Source organism: Pseudarthrobacter sp. KH_020_B (genome assembly GCF_057840185.1).
This window is the reverse complement of sequence record NZ_CM174506.1, coordinates 365,095-384,931: the sequence shown is the minus strand read 5'-3', so window position 1 is coordinate 384,931 and position 19,837 is coordinate 365,095. Positions and strand designations below refer to the sequence as shown.

Genomic DNA, 19,837 nt, shown 5'->3' with positions numbered 1-19,837 from the left:
CTTCATCCGGATATCGATGCAAGAAGGATCGCGCAGACCTCGCGATTATGCCGACAATTCCCGAAATCTCACCCCGCTGAACAGGGACAACGAGAAAACATCGGCATAACGCGAAGGTCGGCATAATCGACATTGTGCCGACGTCGGCACAATGTCGACAACGGCAGCGCCTTTGTCGACGCGTCCCTGGCCAGGATCTGCGCGAGGCTGGGCATCAGACTGATCCATTCCAGGCCTTACCGGCCCCAGGGCCGCGGCAAGATCGAACGCTTTTTCAACACCGTGAGCTCCCAGTTCCTCTCCGAGATCACCGTGATCGACGCCCCGATCCAGACGACAGTTCCGGGCACCGGCCCGGTCCGGAACCCCGGAGAGGATCCCGACGGGACCGCGATCACCTCGTTGGCGGAGCTGAACGCCTTGTTCATCTCCTGGGTGCAGATGGTCTACCACCGCACCCTTCACTCCACCACCGGGATGACGCCGTTGGCCCGCTGGGACGCGGGCTGGGAAAACCGGCGCCCGGACCGCCGGGACCCGGACGTGATCGCCGAAGCGTTCCGGTGGTCCGTGACCCGGAAGGTCACCAAGACCGCGACCGTGTCCCTGCAGGGCAACACCTACCAGGTCGACCCCACGCTGGCCGGCACCCGCATCGAGCTGGTCTATGACCCGTTCGATCTGACCGGCCCGGTCGCCGTGACCGCCGCCGGCGGTGTCCCTGCCGGGGAAGCGGTCCTGCTCGAGATCCGCCGACACGTCCACCCCAAGGCCGTCAACGCCGCCAAAGACGCCGACACCGGTGCGAGGAACGCCGCCTCCGGGATCGACTACCTGCGCCTGGTCGAAACCCGCCACAAAACCACCCTGACCGGCGCCCCGATCAGCTTCGAGAAAATGGCCACCGGCGCCGGCGCGACCGGAACCAAGGGAGGACCCCAATGAGCATCTCAAACCTGCAATCCCACTACGGCTTCACAGCCATGCCCTTCGGCCGCTCCATCCCGGTCCAGGCCCTGCACCCGCACCCCGGGCACCGCGAGGCGGTCGCCCGGATCCAATGGTGCGTCGCCCAGCGCCAGATGGGCGTGGTCACCGGCGAGGTCGGCGCCGGCAAGACCGTCGCCGTCAGAGCGGCCCTGGCACAACTCGAAGCATCCCGCCACCAGGTCATCTACATCGCGGACCCCACGATCGGCATGCGCGGCATCCAGTCCCAGATCGTCACCGCCCTGGGCGGGCAGCCAGCGTTCTACTCCGGAGTCCTCGCGCACCAGACCGCGTCCCTGCTCGCCGGGGAACTGGACGAACGCGCCCGCCTGCCCGTGGTCGTGATCGACGAGGCGCACCTGCTCGGCAACACCGAGCTGGAGTCCCTGCGGATGCTCACCAATACCGGGATGGACACCGGCAGCCACTTCGCGCTGCTGCTCGTCGGCCAGCCCACCCTGCGCCGCCGACTCAAACTCGCCGTCCTGGCCGCCCTGGACCAAAGGATCTCCACCAGGTTCGCGATCAACGGCATGGACCTGGCCGAGACAGCGGACTACATCCGCCACCACCTCAAATTCGCCGGCAGATCCGACACCCTGTTCTCCGACGACGCCGTCGCCGCGATCCACCAAGCATCACGCGGCTACCCAAGGTCGGTCAACAACCTCGCCGTCTCCGCCCTGATCGCGACCTACGCCGGCAACAAAGCCATCGTGGACCTCTCCGCCGCCCAATCCGCGATCACCGAGAACAGCGAGTAGGGAAAAACCGCCGTCACCAATGACGGCCACCACGTCAGGCCGACGACGAACGCCCCGCCGGAAACAACCCGCGGGGCGCTTTCGTGCCCGGCCCATCGTCACAAAAACCGACGCGGCCATCGTCAAATGACGCGACGCCTAACACCGTCCCACTCGACTGCCCGGACGCGAACGCTAAACGGACACCACAAGGCCACGGTGAGATTGTCAACTGGAAATGGCCCCACTTTTGCAAATAAGGATGGCCCCACCTTCCGACCCGCCGGTTCCGGATGCAACGATAGGTCACCACCGACCCAGGCCAGCGCGACGGTGCCTTCGGTGGATTCACCACATGCGCCAAAGATGGCAGCCGTGACACTGAGGTGATGCGAGACATCAGCAGCCTTCCTCAATTTCTCCGCAGGATATGCACAATTGCTGGAGAAACCATGGATCTGTTTGCCTCGCCGATGTTAACCTGACGCTCATCGTGGTTCTTCAATGGGGGAGAGAGCAATGCTCGGTACGCACACGTACACCACGGCCGGAACTTATCTGATCACTCTCGCCATCAGGGATGGCAAGGGCGGAGAGGCATTCGCCGCGGCGGATCACACGGTGACAATCTCCAAGTATGACTTTGCCGGCTTCTTCCAGCCCGTAGCCGCCGCCCCCGCAGTCAGTGAAGTCAAGGCCGGCCGGGCCGTTCCCATGAAGTTCAGCCTGGGCGGGGATTACGGGCTCGGCATCATCCAGGCAGGCTCCCCCACCTCGGTGCGGGTGGAATGCCCGACAAATACACCGGTCAGCGCAGTTCAGGAAACCTCGACAGCTGGCGCCGGGACCCTGAGCTACGACCCGTCAAACCAGACGTACAACTACGTCTGGAAAGCGGACAGTGCCTGGTCGGGCACCTGCCGGACCTTCAACATGGCCCTGGATGACGGTAGCGTTCACCAGTCCACGTTCAGGTTTATCAGGTGAAGAAGCAGTCGTCGATGCATCTTCGCTGGAGCGCGGGAATCGTGCTCTGGGCTCTACTCATCCTTGCCTTCATCGTCCTGATGGTTGTTGGCCTGAAGATGTCGTTCTTGTTCGTCTCCACACCCCAGCTGGAACAGCGGGCCGCTACAGGCAGACTGTTTATCTACGCCGGATCGCTATTGTCGTTCGGGGCTGCCTTCTGGTCCCACGCACAGCGTAATCCCCGGTGGGTGACCCTCAGTGTCGGGGCGCCGACCGTTTTTGTAGGCGGGGCTGCGCTAATCCTACCGGACGGCCTCGTGTCCCACATGGCCGCAATCATCGCCCTCCCCGCCGCATTCGCGGGGCTCCTCGGAGGTGTTCTCGCCAAACCGCGGCCCTAGCCAACGTTCGTCGTTGTGACGAGCAGCCAGGGCAGAACAGAACCCTCAACGGGACGCACCTTTAGCCGGCGGCGCCACAATTCTAGGAACGCCGTGGACATGATGTCTTCGGCGTCATGCCGCTCCCCGGACAGCCGGTACGCGTGGCGGAAGACGCGGTCTCGGTGGCGGTTAAACAGCAACCCGAAAGCTTCGCCCTCACCTTCAAGTCTTCTCGCCCACAGCCCGCCGTCCTCGGCTTCATCGTTCCCCATGCACTGTATTGTCCGGGAACGCCCAAAAGGTTTCACAAAGGCGGGAAAATTTTCTGATTCCTCTAGATCGCAAACGCTCGGGGTGTGACACGCCCGGTTGGTTCCGTTTGGGGAACCCCTAACGGGCAGACCTAGCCGCTCAGCTGGTACCCATTGCAGACCGAGCCGGTGAGGCACAGAATGTGTCAACACCCGGTGACACCGCGCCAGCGACGCATTGAAAGCGATGCCCCTATGAAACCGCTCGACTACCCCCGCATCTCGCTCATTTGGGGCGGAGTCGGCGTCCTGCTCTTTCTGACACTGGGCATAATGGACGTAGCCTCCGGTGCGCCCGCATTCCGCGTAGCTGCCTACGTCCTATTGGTAATCGGCGCTATCTACATATTTGTCCGAGCCCTGATGACCATTCTGGGCAGGACGCGACAGCAGGCTGGTAGGCATAACCCCCAGTCAGGATCGAACCCGGAAACAGGAGACTGATCAGAGCCCGCCGACCTGTCGACTGCTTGATGTCAGGCTGAGCTCGCAAATTTCTCAGTCCGAATACTCGATCCTCGCCGTGACACACGCTTCTCGTGCGCACGAGTCGAGGGTCAATTTCCCGCCCGGGCGGGTTTCCTCAAACGGGATCTCAAGACCGGCACTCGAATTTGCGATCAGGAAAGCCGATGAGCACGGTGTCACGCCGGCACGGTCTTGGGGTTGTCCTGGACCAGGCCGTCTCAGTGGTCCCGAATCAGGTTGACATACTCACCCGGGGGCGCAGAGGATCCCGACTTGTACTGGGCATATTGCCGGGGCATCCCGGCTGGAAGCGGCTGCAGAAGTTTTTCGATGACGCCTGCCTGCGTCATGCCCAAAAGCATACGCTCGGAGCTTTTCAGTTTCTGTCGGCTATCGTCCCCCTCGATCAGCGTGGTCTCGTCCCGTTGACGGAACCCCCTACGGAATGGTCGTGCTCTAGCTGGATGGATCGGCTGCACCCCGCCCGGCCTGGACCTGGTCCAAAGCCAACAGCAGGCCGTCGGCGTCTGGGACGTCAAAAAAGGCTACGTTCTGTCCCAGGCCAAAGCTAAAGAAGTCCAACCCCGTGTTCTGATACATACCGAAAAGGCCCATGGCGCCCTGATACCCGAAAGTCACACTCACATGTTGGCCGTCCTTCGATCTGTCCACCTTGGTCGGCGTAGCCCTAACGGGAGTATCAGCAACTGCTCTGTTCCCTGTGCAAACGATCGCCCGACTATCTGTGAGTCCGTAGGCTGTGGCGACCTTCCGCCTTTTTTTGGCGATGAAACGGCCGAAAATAAAGTACAGGCCCACCAGGACGAACGGAATTCCCCAAATAACGAACAAGGGTGACTCGCTTCTGGTTATGACCATGAGTTCCCATACGACCGCAAATCCACCCCAGAGGATGCTGAAAGGCACGAGAAACGCATCAGCGCCTGTGAAGCGAACCTTAGGATCAGGTTGACCAACCCATAGGAGCCGTTCGCCCTGGCGAAGGAGGGGCAGAATCCGGCTTCTTGGATCGTTCATGCTGAAGTGTTGCACGGTTAGTTCCTGTCTGAACAGGACAAACTCCGGTGAGTAGGTGGGCTCCGCCTGGTGAATGGACAAACCTTATTACCCTTCAGCATCAGCGAGAAGGCTGCTGACACTTTGCATTCGCTATCTCGGCCTCCCGAAAAACGGCAGTTCGCATAACGTCCCGTAAGCCGGTCGTCCAGCGGCGCAAGCGCCACCCAAAATTTCCGGATCACGATCGCTGCGTTTGTGATTTTCTGCGATAAATGGCGGTCTTTTTGCGGCGCTATATGTCGCGTTCGATACCATCCAAGGGGCAGAACGCGGCCGGTGCCGGCCGGCAGCAACGGCGAACCGCTGGCACCGCATGTCCTCGCGGACATGGCGGCCACGGGCGGCACGACTGACCCTGAGTGGTGGGCCGGCGAAAAAGATGGTCCCCACCTATCCGATGAGGCTGTGGACTGGATCGAGGCTGTCGCCACGACGAAGAGCCGAGACGGCCAGCTGATTCCTTTGGGCACGTCCCGCTCCCGTGTTTGGTAGCGGGAGACGCCGCAATCCCGGGTTAGAGGCTACTGCTCGCCCGCTGCGCTGACAGGTGTCCGATGCAGCGTAGTGGACGGCCCGCGCGGACAGCGGTTGCCCCCTTGGCACTGCCTCTTCCGCCCCTTTCATGCCGCTTGTAGTATGTGGTCTGGAGAGCCGGGAAGCCTGGTCGGCCCGCATGCGGAAACGCCTGCGGCATGCCATGGCAACCGTCTTGGTGTGTTAGCTGCGACCAAGGGACGGATCCCGTCATGCAGTCAGACTCATCTCCCGTCATCAACACCTCACGCCTCGCAAAGAACTTTGGGCATACCGCCGCGCTTGCGGGCCTGGACCTGTCGGTGCTGCCGGGCGAGGTCCATGGTTTCCTGGGGCCCAACGGTGCAGGGAAGTCCACCACCCTCCGGATCCTCCTGGGCCTGATCCGGCCAACATCGGGTACGGTCCGGGTATTCGGCATCGACCCGTGGGCTGAGCCGGTGCGGGCCCACCGGGATGTTGCCTACGTCCCCGGGGACGTGACGCTCTGGCCCAACCTGACCGGCGGCGAGGTCATCGACCTGCTGGCCGGGCTGCGCGGCGGCGCGGATGAAAGCCTGCGCCGGCAACTCATCGACGAGTTCGACTTCGATCCACGGAAGAAGGCGCGGACCTACTCCAGGGGCAACAGGCAGAAGACGGCCCTGATTGCGGCCTTTTCCCGCCCCGCCAGGCTCTACCTTCTGGATGAACCAAGCTCTGGTCTGGACCCGGTTATGGACGCCGTGTTCCGCCGTCATGTCCGCCGGGTGACCGCGGACGGGGCCACCGTGCTGCTGTCCAGCCACATCCTGGCCGAGGTGGAACAGCTCTGTGACAGGGTGACCATCATCCGGTCCGGAGTGGCGGTGGAATCCGGGACCCTGGCCGAGCTCCGGCATCTCACCCGGACCCGCTTCCGGGTCACATCGCCGGTGAAAGCTGAGGTGCTGTCCACGTGGCGGGGCATCCATGACCTGCGCGTTGACGGGACATCCATAGAGTTCGACGCCGATGCAGCTGACCTGGGCCACGTCCTGGAGGCGTTGGCTACAGCAGGCATTACGGGCATCACGGCTGCGCCCCCTTCCCTGGAGGAGCTGTTCATGCGCCACTACGGCGTGCAGGATGCCGTGCAGGATGCAGGGCTGGCCAGCCACAAGAGCCAGAAGAGCCAGGTGCTGTGATGCGCGCCGTTCTTCGGTTGGCCCTGCTCCAGGCTCGCAGGGACCGCGGTACCCTGGCCGCCTGGATCCTGGGCATTGCGGGTCTGGGCTACGCGGCAGCCACCGCCGTCACCACACAATTTGGCGAGGACAATGAGCGGGCCACCCTGATTTCCGTGGCTGCAGCCAGCCCGGCGTTCCTCTTCCTCCGGGGGCTGCCCGACGGCATCAGCTCCGGAGCGGTTACCTATTTCCAAGGCTATTCGTTCACTGCGGTGCTGGCCGGGCTGATGAGCGCATTCCTGGTGGTCCGCCACACCCGCGCGGATGAGGACCAGGGCAGGTTTGAACTGCTCGGTTCCACCCAGGTCACCCGGGTGACGTCCCTGTACGCAACCCTGTTGCTCGGCACCTGCGCAAACGTAGTCCTTACCCTGGCCGTTGCCGCCGGATTCATCGGTGTCGGCCTCCCGGTCCAAGGATCATTCCTGGCGGGGACAGCTGTTGGCTCCGTGGGTCTGTTCTTCATGGCGGCCGCCGCACTGGGAGCCCAGGTCATGCCCTCCGCCAGGAGCGCCAACGGGACAGCCGCAGCGCTGGTGGGTGGCGCCTACCTGGTCCGCGGTGCCGGCGACGCCCTCGGCACAGCCGACCCATCACTGCTGCACGTTACCGCTGCCTGGCCCTCACTGTTCTCACCCATCGGTTGGGGCCAGCGCATCCGGCCCTTCACCGAGACGGACACGCTGCCGTTGCTGGTTATCGGCGCCGTTGCCGTTGTCCTGGCAGGGGTTGCCGTGGTGCTCCGGAACGGCAGGGACCTGGGCGCCAGCTACATCGCAGCGGATGAGTCGGGCGCGGAACGGGCGGGCGCCGGCCTAGCATCGATGCTGGGCCTGGCATGGCGGCTGCAGCGTGGAAGCCTGGCCAGCTGGTGCTTCACCACTGCTGCGCTGGGTGCCGTGGCCGGGGGTCTGGGTCCGGTGGTCCGCGACGCACTGGAAGGAAACCCGTCCGTATCGGAACTGATGAGCCGCATCGTTCCAGGCGACGCGGGACTGGTAGACCTGTTCACCACTGCCATGCTGGGCATCGCAGGGATCCTCGCCGCTGCCGCTGGCATCGAGGCGGTGCTGCGGCTCAGTGCGGAAGAGGCGGAAGGCCGGGCCGAACTGCTGCTGTCTGTGCCGGCGTCGCGATTCCGCTGGCTGGGCAGCACCCTCGCCGTTGCGGCAATTACGACGACGGCTGTTGCCGTTGCCGCCGGAGCCTCTGCCGCCGTCGTGCTCGCCCTGGGTGAGGCAGGGGGAAGCAGCCCCGGCATGGTGTTTGCCGCCGCACTGGCACACATCCCGGCAGCGCTCGTCTTCCCTGCCGTGACCGTGCTGGTGTTCGCACTCGCACCCCGCTGGAGCAGCCCCGCGGGCTGGAGTGCCTTGGCCGCCGCGCTGGTCCTGGGGCAATTCGGGGAGCTGCTCAGCCTGCCCGTGTGGCTTCAGGACCTCAGCCCCTTCCGGCATTCCTCAGCCATGCCAGTTGAAGCCTTCCATCTGGAGGGCGCCCTGCTGATGACGGCAGTGGCCATCGCCATGGCATTTGCAGCCAGCCGCCTGATCAAGAAACGGGACCTGAGGGTCTAAGTACGCCACTCGGTTGAAGGGGCACGGCGCTTCCCTGCGGGGCCGCTAATCCGTCGCGTAACCCTTTGGAAAATGAGACGTCTCGCCGACTGAACAAAAGCAACGGGGAGTTGCGCTATGGGATCAATGACCCGTTGGAGGGAGAAGACGGGGAGCGGACGTTCCAGACCGGAGCTGATGGGATCATCATTCCCACCGCACCCCTGGAAATTAGCCCCGCGACCAACGGTCAGTCAGTGAAACTCACCATCGACAGCGACCTCCAATACGCCGCCCAGGTCGCCATCGAGACCCTGGCGACCAAACTCAGTGCGGACTGGGCCAACATCCTCGTCATCGAGACCAAAACCGGGAAGATCCGGGCCATGGCAGAAACACGGACCGTCGACCCCAACAACCCCTCAGCGACGGCAGAAGCTGACCGCGGAGCCCGGTCAGTCCAGGCGGCCGTGGAACCAGGATCAACGGAAAAAGCCATCACGGCCGCGGCCGCCATCGAAGAGGGCCTAATCGCGCCCGACTCCCGCCTCGTGATCCCGCCGAGCTACACGGTAAACGGCCAAACCTTCAACGATGCCTCCCCGCACGGAACAGAAAACCGGACATTCGCCGGCATCATCGGCTTCTCGATGAACACCGGCACAGTGATGGTCGGCGAAAAACTCACCAAGCAGCAGCGCTACGACTACCTCAAGAAGTTCGGCATCGGAGAAGCCACCGGCATCCCCCTGCCCGGCGAATCCTCCGGTCTACTTGCACACCCTGACGACTGGGACGGCCGGCAGGAATTCGCGGTCCTCTTCGGTCAAGGGGTCTCCCAGACGCCGTTGCAAACGACCATGGCCTTCCAAGCCATCGCCAACAACGGCGTGCTCCTGAAACCCCAACTGATCGAGTCCTACATCGACCCCGACGGCACCGAACACCAGGTGCAGGCCGCGCCGGGCACCCGCGCCATCAGCGAAAGCACCGCCCAGCAGGTCAGGGACATCCTGGAAAGCGTCGTGACCGTCGGCGGAGCAACCGATGTCAAGGTCCCCGGTTACAGGGTTGGCGGCAAGACGGGCACGGCAGAAGCAGTCGCCGACAACGGCGCGGGCCTGGACGGGTACACCGCTTCCTTCGTTGGAATGGCACCGATGGAAGATCCCCAATACGTAGTCCTGGTCAACGTCCAACGGCCCAAGGGCAACATCTACGGAATCTCCACCGCCCCAGTTTTCAACAACATCATGAGCAGGGCTCTCGCCAAATACAACGTGCTGCCCACCAGCACACCATCAGTGGGCCTCCCCCAGGACTACTGAAACAATTCCATAAGCCGAGCCCTGAACGTTCACTTTGTCATGGATCGGATCGAGTGTTTGGAACCTGCATTCAGCGTTCCCGCACGTCACTCGGTTCGCTCTCACGACTTAGGGATATGGTGACGACTATGCGCACTCGTGGATGGGCCGTCTTCATCGGAATATTCGCTGCGCTGGGTCTGGCTCTCAGTGGCTGTGACCGGACTTTCGACCCGGACATGGGACAGCGCAATTCAACAGCGGAGACAGTGATCAAGGCTGCAAAGGATGGCGACCGGCAAAAGCTGCTGGATCTTGCACTAGTTGACATGCAGGAGCGAGAGGCGGGGGCGGACGCCCTGATCACCGAGGCAAGCAGGCTCACTGCAACCGGCTACAAAGTTCAGTACCAGGAGCACCACGGCGCACCCGACAACTACATTGTCACGGCAGCAGATGATCAGAGCGGTGACCTCTCATTTGAGCTCGACTGGCATGAGGCGAAATGGCAGCTGGTCCTGGGATCAGCAGGCCCGCCGAAGTCTCCGGCGGCTTCGCCGTAGGGAGAAAAACGCTTACGAAACAAACATTGCGCTCAATTGGGGGTCTGTATGCCGGAACAAGAATCCATGTCTGCCGGGCCGTGGTGGGGGAAGAAGCGCAGCGTTGCTCTGGCAGCAGTGGTTTTTCTCACAATGGTGATCTTATTCTTCGTAATTCAAGGTCTCGACCCTGCAGATGGCCCAGGCAGTGCTGCCTCATCGGTCCCGACTGTGACGCAGGTTCCTGAGACTCCCACCCCCGAATCAGCACCCACGGCAGATATTACAAAGGCGTCGACGAGAACCTGCCCTTTCCTCCCGGACGGAGACCAGTCAATTCCTCCGAGCGGCCCTGAAGCGGAGTGGGCAATGTACCGGAAAGTCACCGTGCCATTTGCCCCGACGACATTCGGGCCGGCCGATAGAACCGATGGAATTGCCAAATGCTTCTCGCACAACCTGTCCGGTGCTCTGATCGCTGCGGCCCACATGCTTTCGGTTGCCTGGCAAGACGGAACGGCCGCGATGGTCAGCAACTATGCCAAGGAGTCGGCGGAAAAGAGCTCGGTGTTGGAGGTTCTGCGGAACAAAGCGACCTCCCCGCCAGCTGCGGTTCCACAGATCAAGGGATATCGGATCACGATGGACCACCAGGACAGAGCACAGATACAGCTAGTCGTCTCTGCCGAGGATCCACTTATCCGCGGGTTGGTAATCCTGGAATGGACCGGAAATGACTGGGCCGTCGACCCCACCACAGTCGTGACCGATATGGGGGAGGAAGTTCCAGACCTCACCGGCTCCACAGCATGGGAAAGCCCTACTCCCTAGAGCGACCGCGCGCCGGATCCGTCTTCCTCGACCACTGAATCTGAGGAAAAATGGGCTAACTCCGCTTGGGTCGTCGGTTCCACAGTCCCGTTTCGGGAACCTGCAAAGCGACAGCGCCAATCGCCTGGGCAGCTCCGATTAGAGCGTCGCATTAGGGGGATTGCCACACGAACTCTCACCGACCACTTGCAGCTTGTGCCATCACAGCTAGGATCGGCTGCATCAGACAGGAAGTCCCAGGGGGAAAATATCTCGATGCTGAACACTCAGGCAACCAAAAAGATCGAACTCCACCAGCACGTTGCGATGGTCTTGATCATTGCGGGCTCCGCCATATCTGTTACGACGTGGTTACTGCGGACCAGCCGCTTCGCATCGATTGAGAACAGGACTGATCGCCTCAGTCCTGAGCTCTACTCAGAACTGGCCGTGGCATTGCCCTTGGAACAGATTCTTATTGTTGCTGGAGCGATTGCCGCGCTCTCGGGATTCGTGATGCTCTTAACTCGCCGGATTTTCGCGAAGCGGAGCAGTTCCTAACCAAGGTGGCTGTAGTTTCCACGGGCCTCGAGACCTGCCCGGTGTGCACCATATTCTTTTAGCCGGTCCCGTTAACCGATCCTTTACCGGGCGCCGCACCGTTGGAGTCCAGCCGTCCTGTATGGCTGGCTTTCGAGACAACTACCCTTGGCGGTGCTCCTGCTCAGTCGCTAATGAGAGGTACGGGTTTACTCAGTCTTTCTATCGGGCCAACGTTCTGGGTGCTTTGGGTCGCGGCCTCGTTCCCTCCAATATTCATCGCGTTGCCACAAGGAAAAACGGATGGCCCACACGAGCAGAATGGCAGTCCCAGTGGAGAGGATGCCCACTTTGACCCAGATCCATGGTTCCGAATCGATTGGCAAGAAGTTCAGGATCAACAGGATCGGTGTGAAGATCAGCATGTACCGCGAGAGACGGCCAAACCTTCGCTTCACTTCTTCAGACGCGGGGGTAACAGACTGGCCCCACACACGCTTGGCTCGTGGTGACATGCCTGAACTGAACCACAATCAGTCCAAAGTCGGTAGCCCCCGGGCATGTAGGTCCGAAGCACGGCTACATTAGCTGGCGCCACACCGCTCGAAGGTGCCAAGTCGCCGTTCGTCTTCGCCCTCATCCGTGCCCTTGTTGCAGAATTCATTTGCTGCCGACAGGAGAGCGCGTCCGTAGGGGGCCAGGGCACTGCCCCAGTGATCGCCTGTGATGTCCGATGAAGGATCCCCCTGCGGGACACGTCCCCAGCCCGTCACGCGCTCCCGACGATTTGCAGTCGCTTGACGACTCTCCCGGAGGAGCTTCAGGGTCCCGTCAGGACTAACAAGATCGCTTGCCTGAGTGTGTAGAAACAAGGATTCTGGCCAGGCTAGAGCGAGTACCCCATCAGATCCTTGAGGGCCGTTTTCGGCAACCGGCTAGGCAACTACCCCCGCCGTGCCGGATGGGGTTGTGTGTTGGCTGCGAGCAACCAGAATGATCAGACGGGCTGCAAGGACGAGCCAGCAAACCGGACCACCATAAATAATGATGGATTCCCCTGTGCTGAAAAAACCATAACCAGTCTCCTCAACCCGCGCAGCCGAGACCCAGACCAAAAGCCATGCGAACATAATCAGGAATACAGTGAGCGAACAAAAGGCCGCAAGAGTGAGCCCGAATTGCTTGGCATAAGGTGCTTGCCACACTTGATTCATTGCTTGGCTCCCCGCGGCGTATCGCCCGAGGAAGCGTTCCTCTGGCCCCGAGACAGCACTGGTGTCCATTTCCCATACTTCTTCCCCATGAGAGGGAGCCTACTCCTGGCTAACTCTGGGACTCTCTTATGCTGCTCTCCCAACGCACACAGCGGGACCGTAGCGTCCATTTGGGGAACCCTGAACGGGACGACCCGGCTGACTCAGGTCAAGAGGAAATGTCTCAGAGTCGGCCAAGTAGGATTCGCAGTACGGCACTGATGCCACGACGCAGCGGCTTTGTACTTGTCGAGACCGGAAAGAGGATTTTGGATGGAGACCATCTACGAATCACGCGAATCGTTTCCCGTCCAAATGACCCCAGCAGCGGCAATCCAGGTCCTTATTGATAACTTGAAGGCCGAGGGCTACAAGCCGCGCACTGACGGGAACAGCCTAACCGTGCATACGGGCTCGAATTTCTTCCTCCGTATATGGGGCACGATGCTTCCGTGGGGTCGTAAGAGCGTTCCGGTCGAAATGACAGTCGACTTGGACGAGACCACAATGGGCAGCATCGCGAACGTCCACGCATACGACCGGCTGGGCTGGTACCTAGATGCCAGGACCAACGCGGTCCTAAAAGAGGAATGCCAACGAAAGATGGCGCTACTTACTGAACTGGCGCGCAAGGCATTGAACTCGCAGGTCTGACGGTCAATTCGGTAGGGACAATCGCAGCGTGAGCTGGCTGTCTCTCATTTGGGGATCGGTTAACGGGCTCTCGCGTTGGCCTTAAGAGCATCGACCGGTGTGCCCGCTATTGTGGCCTCGGGCGCTTCATGGTCGTGGGCAAACTGTGGATCGTCATCAAGCTCCTCGTTGAATACGAAGAATCTGTAGGCGAGGAACCTGAAGATGGTTCCGAGGATCAATCCAATGACTCCTCCTGCCACGAAGTCAGCGGTAAACGATTGAAAGCCCAAGACATAACGGGAAACCACCTGGCAGGCGACAACGATCCCTAGCCCGATCCCGTTCATGACGAGGAATAGTCCGAACTCTTTCCAGACCCTCTCCGAACGTCTATGACGGAAAGTCCAATAACGATTGGCAAACCACGAAAACAAGGTAGCCACAGCGGTAGAAACTATCCGGGCCTTGATGGTGCTGTCCGACATCGGCCCATGCCAAAGGACCGCATAGAGTGCGTTGTCGATGATCCAACCCAGGCCGCCGACAAGGCCAAACTTGGCTACTTCCCTCCAGAGGAGGTCGATTAGCCCGATAATGCGGTTTGCCACCTTGCGCACGTTTTCGTTTCCCCCCCACGGGATCCCCCCAACTTTCAATCTGTCGATCCACCCCAAGAAAGCAAGGACCGAGTATCAACCCTAAGCCCGAAGCGCCCGAGGCGTGGAACCCCCAGAGCTAAGGGGGGCGTTGCGCAACCGCTCTTCAATAGATGTCCGTAAGCCGGTCCCCCACCGGCGCAAGCCCGCTCACACTTTCTTGAATCTCGATCGCCGAGTGTCCGCGGCCGCTCGATTCCCGTAGGACCCGCCCGAGAAAATGCCCGGTGTTATTCCGAATTCGGGATAACACCGGTTATGCCGAGGTCGTGGTTATTCCGATAGTGGGGCGGGTTGGCCGCTGCTGGGCGGGTGCGGTGCGCGAAGTTCGGCATAACGCGATGCCTGTGGGTGGGGTGATACTGCTATCTCCATTGTCTGGAGAGGAGCAGTGTCATGGCAGGTCGACGCAGGGCTTCGGTGTCTGGTCCGCTTAGTGGATTCGTTGAGGGCTTCCTCGGCGAACTCGTTGGGCTGGGTTATTCGCCGCGCAGTTTCGAGGGGCAGTTACGGCTGTTGAGGTATTTGTCGGGATGGCTGGCGGCCGAGGGGCTGGCAGCTGAGGGCTTGACGGTCGAGGTGATTGAGCACTTCCTCGCTGAGCGCCGCAGGATCGGGTCGAAGATGCGCTCGGAGCGGGCGCTGGCGCCGCTTTTGAGATACCTGCGGCGGATAGGTGTGGCACCCGAGCCGGTGCCGGCTGCGCCGGGATCGCCGGCGGAGGCGCTGCTGGTCGGATTTGCTCACTGTCTGTTGGCCGAGCGTGGGCTGGCTCCGGTCACGGTGTCCGGCTACGTCAGTCAAGCGAGACCTTTTTTGACCGCCTTCCCCGACCCTGACCACTGGCGAGGATTGACTGCCAGGCAGGTGGCGGACTTTGTGACCCGGCGCGCGGCCGGGCACTGTTGGGCGTCGGTGCAGGCAGAGGCGAAAGCGGTTCGGGCCCTGCTGCGCTGGATGTGGCTGGAGGGGACGACCTCGGTGCCGCTGGCCGAGGCGGTCGGTTCGTTCGCCGCGGAGAGAGGGACACGCCCGCCCAAGGCGTTGACCGCCGCGGAGTTGACCGCTTTGAAGAGGGCGGTCGGTGAGGGAGCCGATCGCCTTCGCAACGAGGCGATGGTGGCCTTAATGCTGCGGCTCGGCCTACGCGCCGGTGAGATCGCAGCACTGTGCTTAGAGGACATCGACTGGCAGACCGGTCTGGTCCGGGTACATGGCAAGGCCGGGCACGTTGATGCGCTGCCTTTGCCGGCGGACGTGGGCCAGACGCTGGCCGCCTACGTGATGAAAGGGCGCCCACCGGCTGGGGGACGTCCTCAGGTGTTCTTGAGGTCGCCAGCTCCCCACGTTGGGCTGTCGGTTCAGGGGGTCTCGCTCGTGGTCTCGGCGGCGTTGCGCCGTGGCGGGGTCACTGGCCCGGGCGCGGCGCACCGATTGCGGCACACCGCCGCCTGCGGGGTACTCGCGGCCGGTGGCGGCCTGATTGAGGCCGGCCAGTTGCTGCGGCATTCACGAGTGGGCTCCACCGCCGTCTACGCCAAGGCGGACCTTCCTGCACTGCGGGACCTGGCCCGCCCGTGGCCGACGCCGGAGGAGGGGCAATGAGCGTTGATCTGCCCGCGGCGGCCGAGACGTGGCTGGCCGAGCGCTCCGCCCGCGGTTACCTACTGAAGGACCACCGCTGGCTGATCGCCGGCTTCCTCGACGATCTGGCCTCCCGCGGAGTCACTAAGATCACCGTTGCCGACGCCCTGGCCTTCGCCTGCCAGAAACCGACGAGCACCAAACGGTGGCAGGCTGCCCGCCTGCGAGCCGTTAGCGGGCTGGCCGCCTACGTGCACGGCGTTGATCCCGGCGCCGCCGAACTCATCCCGCCCGGGCTGATCCGTGCCCGAACAACCCGCCGGCTGCCCTACCTCTACACCTCTGAGCAGGTCGGCCAGCTGATGGCGGCTTCCACCGTGCTCACCCCGGCGCTGTTCGCGCTCGGCGTGCGTACCCTGATCGGTCTGCTGGCCGTGACCGGGATGCGAAGCGGCGAGGCGCTGGCGCTGAACGTCGAGGACCTTCATGTCGACCAGGCGTTGTTGGTGGTCACTGGCAAGTACGACCGCCAGCGTCTGGTTCCGTTGCAGCCCGCCTCCCTCCAGGCCCTTCTGTCCTACCAGGGGCACCGGCCCCATCAGGTGAGTGCACCAGGCCGCCCGCTGCTGTTCGGCCCTCGGGGCGGACGGCTCAACGAGGACAAAGCCCGAGCCGCCTTCGCCCGGCTGGTCGACGAGTGTCACCTGCCGGACAGGCCCCGTTGCGGGGCACCGCGTCTGCACGATCTGCGCCATTAGGCGGACGGCTGGGTTATGTGCCCTGTCGGGGTGTTTTGGCTGGTGGGGGCCGTGCCGGTGGTTGTTTGGGGAGCATAATCCTGGTGGTCTCCGATTATCGTGCCGCCGCCGGTTCCGGTTGGCCGGTAGGGACGGTACGGGCGGGCCGTTAGCGCTGTCGGGGACCGTCCGGCTCGATGGAGAATCGCTTCTGTTCATTGGTGTACCGAATGGAAGTGGTGATTCTCGTGGGAGAAATCAACGTCAGATCCGCTGTCGGCGATGTCGCGGCGGTGTTGCGGCAGTCAGGCAGGGCCGAGGGCACGGTCCGCCGCCAGCAGGCCGTGCTTGACCTGTTTGCGGCCTTCCTGGCCGCGCGCGGCGTGGAAGTGCCCGGCGATGAGGCGTGCCTTGATTTCATCGCGAAGCAGACCGGGGTCAGACTGAGGGCGTTGCGGGAATCTGTCAGGGACAGGAATGTCGCGGCGGTCCGCCGGCCGGTGGTACTGATGGCTGACCTGCTGGCCGGGCGGGCGATCGAAATCGACAAGACGGTGATCCCGGCGAAGGAGGGTTGTCCGGCGAAGTTCCGCCTGCTCCGGAACGACTACCTCGCTTCGTGCCGCCGGCGCGGCAACGCGGAGGCGACGGTTCTCGCCAAAGACAAAACGGTCAGCCGGTTCCTGGCCTACCTGGAAGAAACGGGCGCCGGGGACCTGGCCGCGATCGGGGTCCGGGACTTGTCCGGCTTCCTTCTGCGCCAGCGCCACCTGCGGCGCAAGACCGTCGCGGCCATGAGATCGTCGCTGGCCGACTTCCTGGCTTTCCTGGCCGCCGGGGGCCGGACCCCGCAGAACCTGGCCGAGAGGCTGCCGCCGTACAGACACGTCCGCCACGAGTCCGAGCCGCACCTGTGGACCGCTGATGAGGTTCGTCGACTGCTGGCCGCGATCGACCGTGGCTCGGCCACCGGCAAACGCGACTACGCGATGATCCTGGCCACCGCCCGCCTGGGCCTGCGGATCTCGGATCTGCGCCATCTGGAGTTGGGCGACCTGGACTGGCGGGCGAAGACCATCACGATAGTTCAGCAAAAGACAGGCCGGCCGTTGCGCCTTCCGCTGCTGGAGGACGTGGGATGGGCGGTCATCGACTACATCAGGGGCGGGCGCCCCGAAACCGCCTGCCCGAAGGTGTTCGTCAAGCACAGCCACCCGTTCGACACGTTCGGATCTGCGTCCTCGGTCGCGTCCAGGCTCTCTCGGCACGCTGCCCGCGCCGGGATCGGGTTCCCGCCGGAGCAGGTCTGCGGGATGCACTCCCTGCGCGGCGCGCTGGCTGTTGCCATGATCGGCAACGGCACACCGATACCGGTGGTCTCGGCGGTGTTGGGACACGCCTCGTCCGACACGACCCAGGCGTACTACCTGCGCTTCGACGTCGAGAGGCTGCGAGGCTGCGCGCTGGACGTCGAAGACGTTACCGGCCGGGCCAAGGCCGGTGGCCGTGATGCCTGAGACCACGCTGCCGGACCTGGTCGCCGACCTGGTCGCCACCCGCCACGCCGGCGGGTACAGGTTCAAGGTCCAGGAACGAATCCTGGGCCAGTTCGCCGATCACTGCCGCCGGGAGGGCTACCCGGACGGGTCAATCATCAAAGAGGCGGTCGTCGGTTTTCTTTACGGCCGGCACCTGCGGCAGTCCACGATCCGGCGCAACGAATTGGCGCTGCGCCAGCTGGCCGGCCACGCCCGGGCCTTCGGCTGGCAGGCCTACATGCCGGCCGCGGCCACGCCGGTCCGGGTGCGCCACCAGGCGCCGTATGTGCTCACCGATGAGGAGATGTGCCGTTTGTTCACCGAGATCGATACCCAGCCGATGTCCTCCTACTCGAACAAAGCACTGGTCGACCCGGTCTTGTTCCGGGTGTTGTATGGTGCCGGGCTGAGGGTTTCAGAGGCACTGAACCTGACCCTGAACGACGCCGATACCCGCACCGGGACGCTGCGGATCCGCGACTCGAAGAACGGCGAGAGCAGGACCGTGCCGATCACTCCCCGGCTGGCCGCGACCCTGGATAACTACATCACCGCCGCCCACCCGGCCCCCGAAAGCAGCGACTACGTGTTTTACAGCCTCGCTGCGGGCAGGCCGATCAGCCAGTCAACCGTCTACACGCGGTTCCGCGGCTACCTGGCCGATGCCGGCATCCCCCACTTCGAGGGCGGTCCCCACCCCCATTCGCTACGCCACGGCTTCGCCGTGGCCAACTTGAGAAGATGGGCCGCAGAAGGTGCGGATCTGGCCGTCATGCTGCCCTACCTGGCGTGTTACATGGGCCATGCGGACCTTCGCGGCACCCAGTACTACCTGAGGCTGACCGCCGATGCCCACCCCGAGGTGATAGCCAAAGCCCAAATCCGGTTCGGCTACACCATCCCCGCCCCGGCCGGGGAGGAACCGTGAGACCAACGATCCTGCCATCGGATCTTGCCGGGCACTGGCTGGCGAAGTTCTTCACCGACCACCTGGCCGGGGAACGGGCAGCCTCACCCAGGACCATAACCTCCTACCGTGACGCGATGAAACTGCTGCTCATCTGGTTCAGAGATTCAGAGGCCATCCCGCCCGAGAAGCTGCGCCTGGCCGACATCGACCGAACCCGCATCCTGCGGTTCCTTCACTGGCTGGAGACCGAGCGGAACTGCAGTGCGGCCACCCGCAACCAGCGTCTGGCGGTGATCAAGTCGTTCTGCCGATACACCGCCGTCGAGCAGCCCGACAGACTCGACCAGATCACCCAGGTCCTCGCGATCCGGCAGAAGAAAACCCCGGCCCCCGAGCCGGGATACCTCACGGGCGAGGAAATCAGGGCACTGCTGGCCGAACCCGGCACGGCCGGCCCGCGCGCCGCCAGGGATACCGCCCTGCTGGCCCTGGCCTACGACACCGCCGCCCGCGTCCAGGAACTCTGCGATCTCGACGTTGCCAACATCCGCCGCTCCGCCCCGATGACGATGGCGATCCACGGCAAGGGATCCAAAATCCGGTACGTGCCCGTGATGGACCCAACCGCCCGGCTGCTGACCGACTACCTGGAACACCGCGACCGGCACCCCGGCCTCGGCGCCGACGCGGACCCGCTCTTCCACGGACCCAACCACTCCCGGCTGACGCGCTCCGGAATCGCCAAAATCCTGACCCGCCACGTCGGCGCCGTGCGACAACGCGACCCAGGATGGGCTCCCGGCCTGCGGGTCACCCCGCACACGCTGCGGCGCACCAGAGCGATGCACCTGATCCAGGCCGGCGTCAACCTGATCTACATCCGGGACCTGCTCGGTCACGCCGAAATCTCCACCACCGAGATCTACGCCCGCGCAGATGCCGAGACCAAACGCAAAGCCATCCAGAACGCCTACGAACCGCTGACCCCGGATGACCTGCCGGACTGGACCCTGGACGCCTCCCTGATCGGCTGGCTCGATTCACTGGCACGATAATCGGAGACCACCAGGATTATGCTCCCC

General features: G+C 63.1%; 21 protein-coding genes. 17 read left to right on the top strand and 4 right to left on the bottom strand.

What is annotated here, in order from left to right:
• Positions 1-132: 132 nt before the first annotated feature.
• From AC3IT0_RS01845 to AC3IT0_RS01830, 4 genes are all read left to right on the top strand, one after another.
• Complete coding sequence (locus AC3IT0_RS01845; protein ID WP_489322130.1) at positions 133-945, top strand: Mu transposase C-terminal domain-containing protein; 813 nt, start codon at positions 133-135, stop codon at positions 943-945.
• A complete protein-coding gene (locus AC3IT0_RS01840) occupies positions 942-1,754 on the top strand; it encodes an ExeA family protein (protein ID WP_489322129.1) in 813 nt (270 codons plus the stop codon). The genes AC3IT0_RS01845 and AC3IT0_RS01840 overlap by 4 nt, the downstream gene beginning before the upstream one ends.
• Before the next feature lie 483 nt (positions 1,755-2,237).
• Positions 2,238-2,720: a PxKF domain-containing protein gene (locus AC3IT0_RS01835; RefSeq protein ID WP_489322128.1), complete on the top strand. Its 483-nt coding sequence runs from the start codon at positions 2,238-2,240 to the stop codon at positions 2,718-2,720.
• Positions 2,717-3,103: a hypothetical protein gene (locus tag AC3IT0_RS01830; RefSeq protein WP_489322127.1), complete on the top strand. Its 387-nt coding sequence runs from the start codon at positions 2,717-2,719 to the stop codon at positions 3,101-3,103. The genes AC3IT0_RS01835 and AC3IT0_RS01830 overlap by 4 nt, the downstream gene beginning before the upstream one ends.
• Here AC3IT0_RS01830 and AC3IT0_RS01825 read toward each other — a convergent pair.
• Together AC3IT0_RS01825 and AC3IT0_RS01820 are read right to left on the bottom strand one after the other, a co-directional pair.
• Positions 3,100-3,357 (bottom strand): RNA polymerase sigma factor, encoded by a 258-nt coding sequence (locus AC3IT0_RS01825; RefSeq protein ID WP_489322126.1) that lies wholly within the window; start codon positions 3,355-3,357, stop codon positions 3,100-3,102. The genes AC3IT0_RS01830 and AC3IT0_RS01825 overlap by 4 nt on opposite strands.
• 963 nt (positions 3,358-4,320) lie before the next feature.
• The gene (locus AC3IT0_RS01820) at positions 4,321-4,917 is read right to left on the bottom strand and encodes a hypothetical protein (protein WP_489322125.1); all 597 of its coding nucleotides are present in this window, start codon (positions 4,915-4,917) and stop codon (positions 4,321-4,323) included.
• 303 nt (positions 4,918-5,220) lie between these two features.
• Here AC3IT0_RS01820 and AC3IT0_RS01815 point away from each other — a divergent pair, with 303 nt between their 5' ends.
• The 7 genes from AC3IT0_RS01815 to AC3IT0_RS01785 all read left to right on the top strand — a co-directional run bounded on the left by AC3IT0_RS01815 (position 5,221) and on the right by AC3IT0_RS01785 (position 11,462).
• On the top strand, positions 5,221-5,436 hold the full coding sequence (locus AC3IT0_RS01815; RefSeq protein WP_489322124.1) for a hypothetical protein: 216 nt from the start codon (positions 5,221-5,223) through the stop codon (positions 5,434-5,436).
• Between the two features lie 254 nt (positions 5,437-5,690).
• A complete protein-coding gene (locus tag AC3IT0_RS01810; RefSeq protein ID WP_489322123.1) occupies positions 5,691-6,644 on the top strand; it encodes an ABC transporter ATP-binding protein in 954 nt (317 codons plus the stop codon).
• The gene (locus AC3IT0_RS01805) at positions 6,644-8,263 is read left to right on the top strand and encodes an ABC transporter permease (protein WP_489322122.1); all 1,620 of its coding nucleotides are present in this window, start codon (positions 6,644-6,646) and stop codon (positions 8,261-8,263) included. The genes AC3IT0_RS01810 and AC3IT0_RS01805 overlap by 1 nt, the downstream gene beginning before the upstream one ends.
• A gap of 236 nt (positions 8,264-8,499) precedes the next feature.
• Complete coding sequence (locus tag AC3IT0_RS01800; RefSeq protein WP_489322121.1) at positions 8,500-9,570, top strand: peptidoglycan D,D-transpeptidase FtsI family protein; 1,071 nt, start codon at positions 8,500-8,502, stop codon at positions 9,568-9,570.
• A gap of 128 nt (positions 9,571-9,698) precedes the next feature.
• A complete protein-coding gene (locus tag AC3IT0_RS01795; RefSeq protein WP_489322120.1) occupies positions 9,699-10,112 on the top strand; it encodes a hypothetical protein in 414 nt (137 codons plus the stop codon).
• A gap of 66 nt (positions 10,113-10,178) precedes the next feature.
• The gene (locus AC3IT0_RS01790; protein ID WP_489322119.1) at positions 10,179-10,922 is read left to right on the top strand and encodes a DUF8175 domain-containg protein; all 744 of its coding nucleotides are present in this window, start codon (positions 10,179-10,181) and stop codon (positions 10,920-10,922) included.
• Positions 10,923-11,177: 255 nt separating this feature from the next.
• Positions 11,178-11,462, top strand: a complete 285-nt coding sequence (locus tag AC3IT0_RS01785) for a hypothetical protein (RefSeq protein ID WP_489322118.1) — start codon at positions 11,178-11,180, stop codon at positions 11,460-11,462.
• 914 nt (positions 11,463-12,376) lie between these two features.
• Here AC3IT0_RS01785 and AC3IT0_RS01780 read toward each other — a convergent pair.
• The gene (locus tag AC3IT0_RS01780; protein WP_489322117.1) at positions 12,377-12,724 is read right to left on the bottom strand and encodes a hypothetical protein; all 348 of its coding nucleotides are present in this window, start codon (positions 12,722-12,724) and stop codon (positions 12,377-12,379) included.
• A gap of 243 nt (positions 12,725-12,967) precedes the next feature.
• Between AC3IT0_RS01780 and AC3IT0_RS01775 the strand changes: the two genes are divergently transcribed.
• Entirely contained in the window at positions 12,968-13,348 is a 381-nt protein-coding gene (locus AC3IT0_RS01775) for a hypothetical protein (protein ID WP_489322116.1), read from the top strand.
• Positions 13,349-13,407: 59 nt separating this feature from the next.
• Here AC3IT0_RS01775 and AC3IT0_RS01770 read toward each other — a convergent pair whose 3' ends face one another.
• On the bottom strand, positions 13,408-13,947 hold the full coding sequence (locus tag AC3IT0_RS01770; RefSeq protein WP_489322115.1) for a GtrA family protein: 540 nt from the start codon (positions 13,945-13,947) through the stop codon (positions 13,408-13,410).
• Between the two features lie 435 nt (positions 13,948-14,382).
• On the opposite strand from AC3IT0_RS01770, the gene AC3IT0_RS01765 reads away from it, so the two are divergent.
• The 5 genes from AC3IT0_RS01765 to AC3IT0_RS01745 all read left to right on the top strand — a co-directional run bounded on the left by AC3IT0_RS01765 (position 14,383) and on the right by AC3IT0_RS01745 (position 19,810).
• Positions 14,383-15,591 carry a tyrosine-type recombinase/integrase gene (locus tag AC3IT0_RS01765; RefSeq protein WP_489322114.1) on the top strand — a complete coding sequence of 403 codons (1,209 nt, stop codon included), beginning with the start codon at positions 14,383-14,385 and terminating at the stop codon, positions 15,589-15,591.
• Entirely contained in the window at positions 15,588-16,328 is a 741-nt protein-coding gene (locus AC3IT0_RS01760) for a tyrosine-type recombinase/integrase (protein ID WP_489322113.1), read from the top strand. Before AC3IT0_RS01765 ends, AC3IT0_RS01760 begins: the two co-directional genes overlap by 4 nt.
• Positions 16,329-16,537: 209 nt before the next feature.
• Positions 16,538-17,824, top strand: coding sequence for a site-specific integrase (locus AC3IT0_RS01755; RefSeq protein ID WP_489322082.1), 1,287 nt, complete (start codon positions 16,538-16,540; stop codon positions 17,822-17,824).
• The gene (locus AC3IT0_RS01750) at positions 17,817-18,773 is read left to right on the top strand and encodes a tyrosine-type recombinase/integrase (protein ID WP_489322083.1); all 957 of its coding nucleotides are present in this window, start codon (positions 17,817-17,819) and stop codon (positions 18,771-18,773) included. The genes AC3IT0_RS01755 and AC3IT0_RS01750 overlap by 8 nt, the downstream gene beginning before the upstream one ends.
• A complete protein-coding gene (locus AC3IT0_RS01745; protein WP_489322084.1) occupies positions 18,770-19,810 on the top strand; it encodes a tyrosine-type recombinase/integrase in 1,041 nt (346 codons plus the stop codon). The genes AC3IT0_RS01750 and AC3IT0_RS01745 overlap by 4 nt, the downstream gene beginning before the upstream one ends.
• The last annotated feature ends 27 nt before the right edge of the window (positions 19,811-19,837 follow it).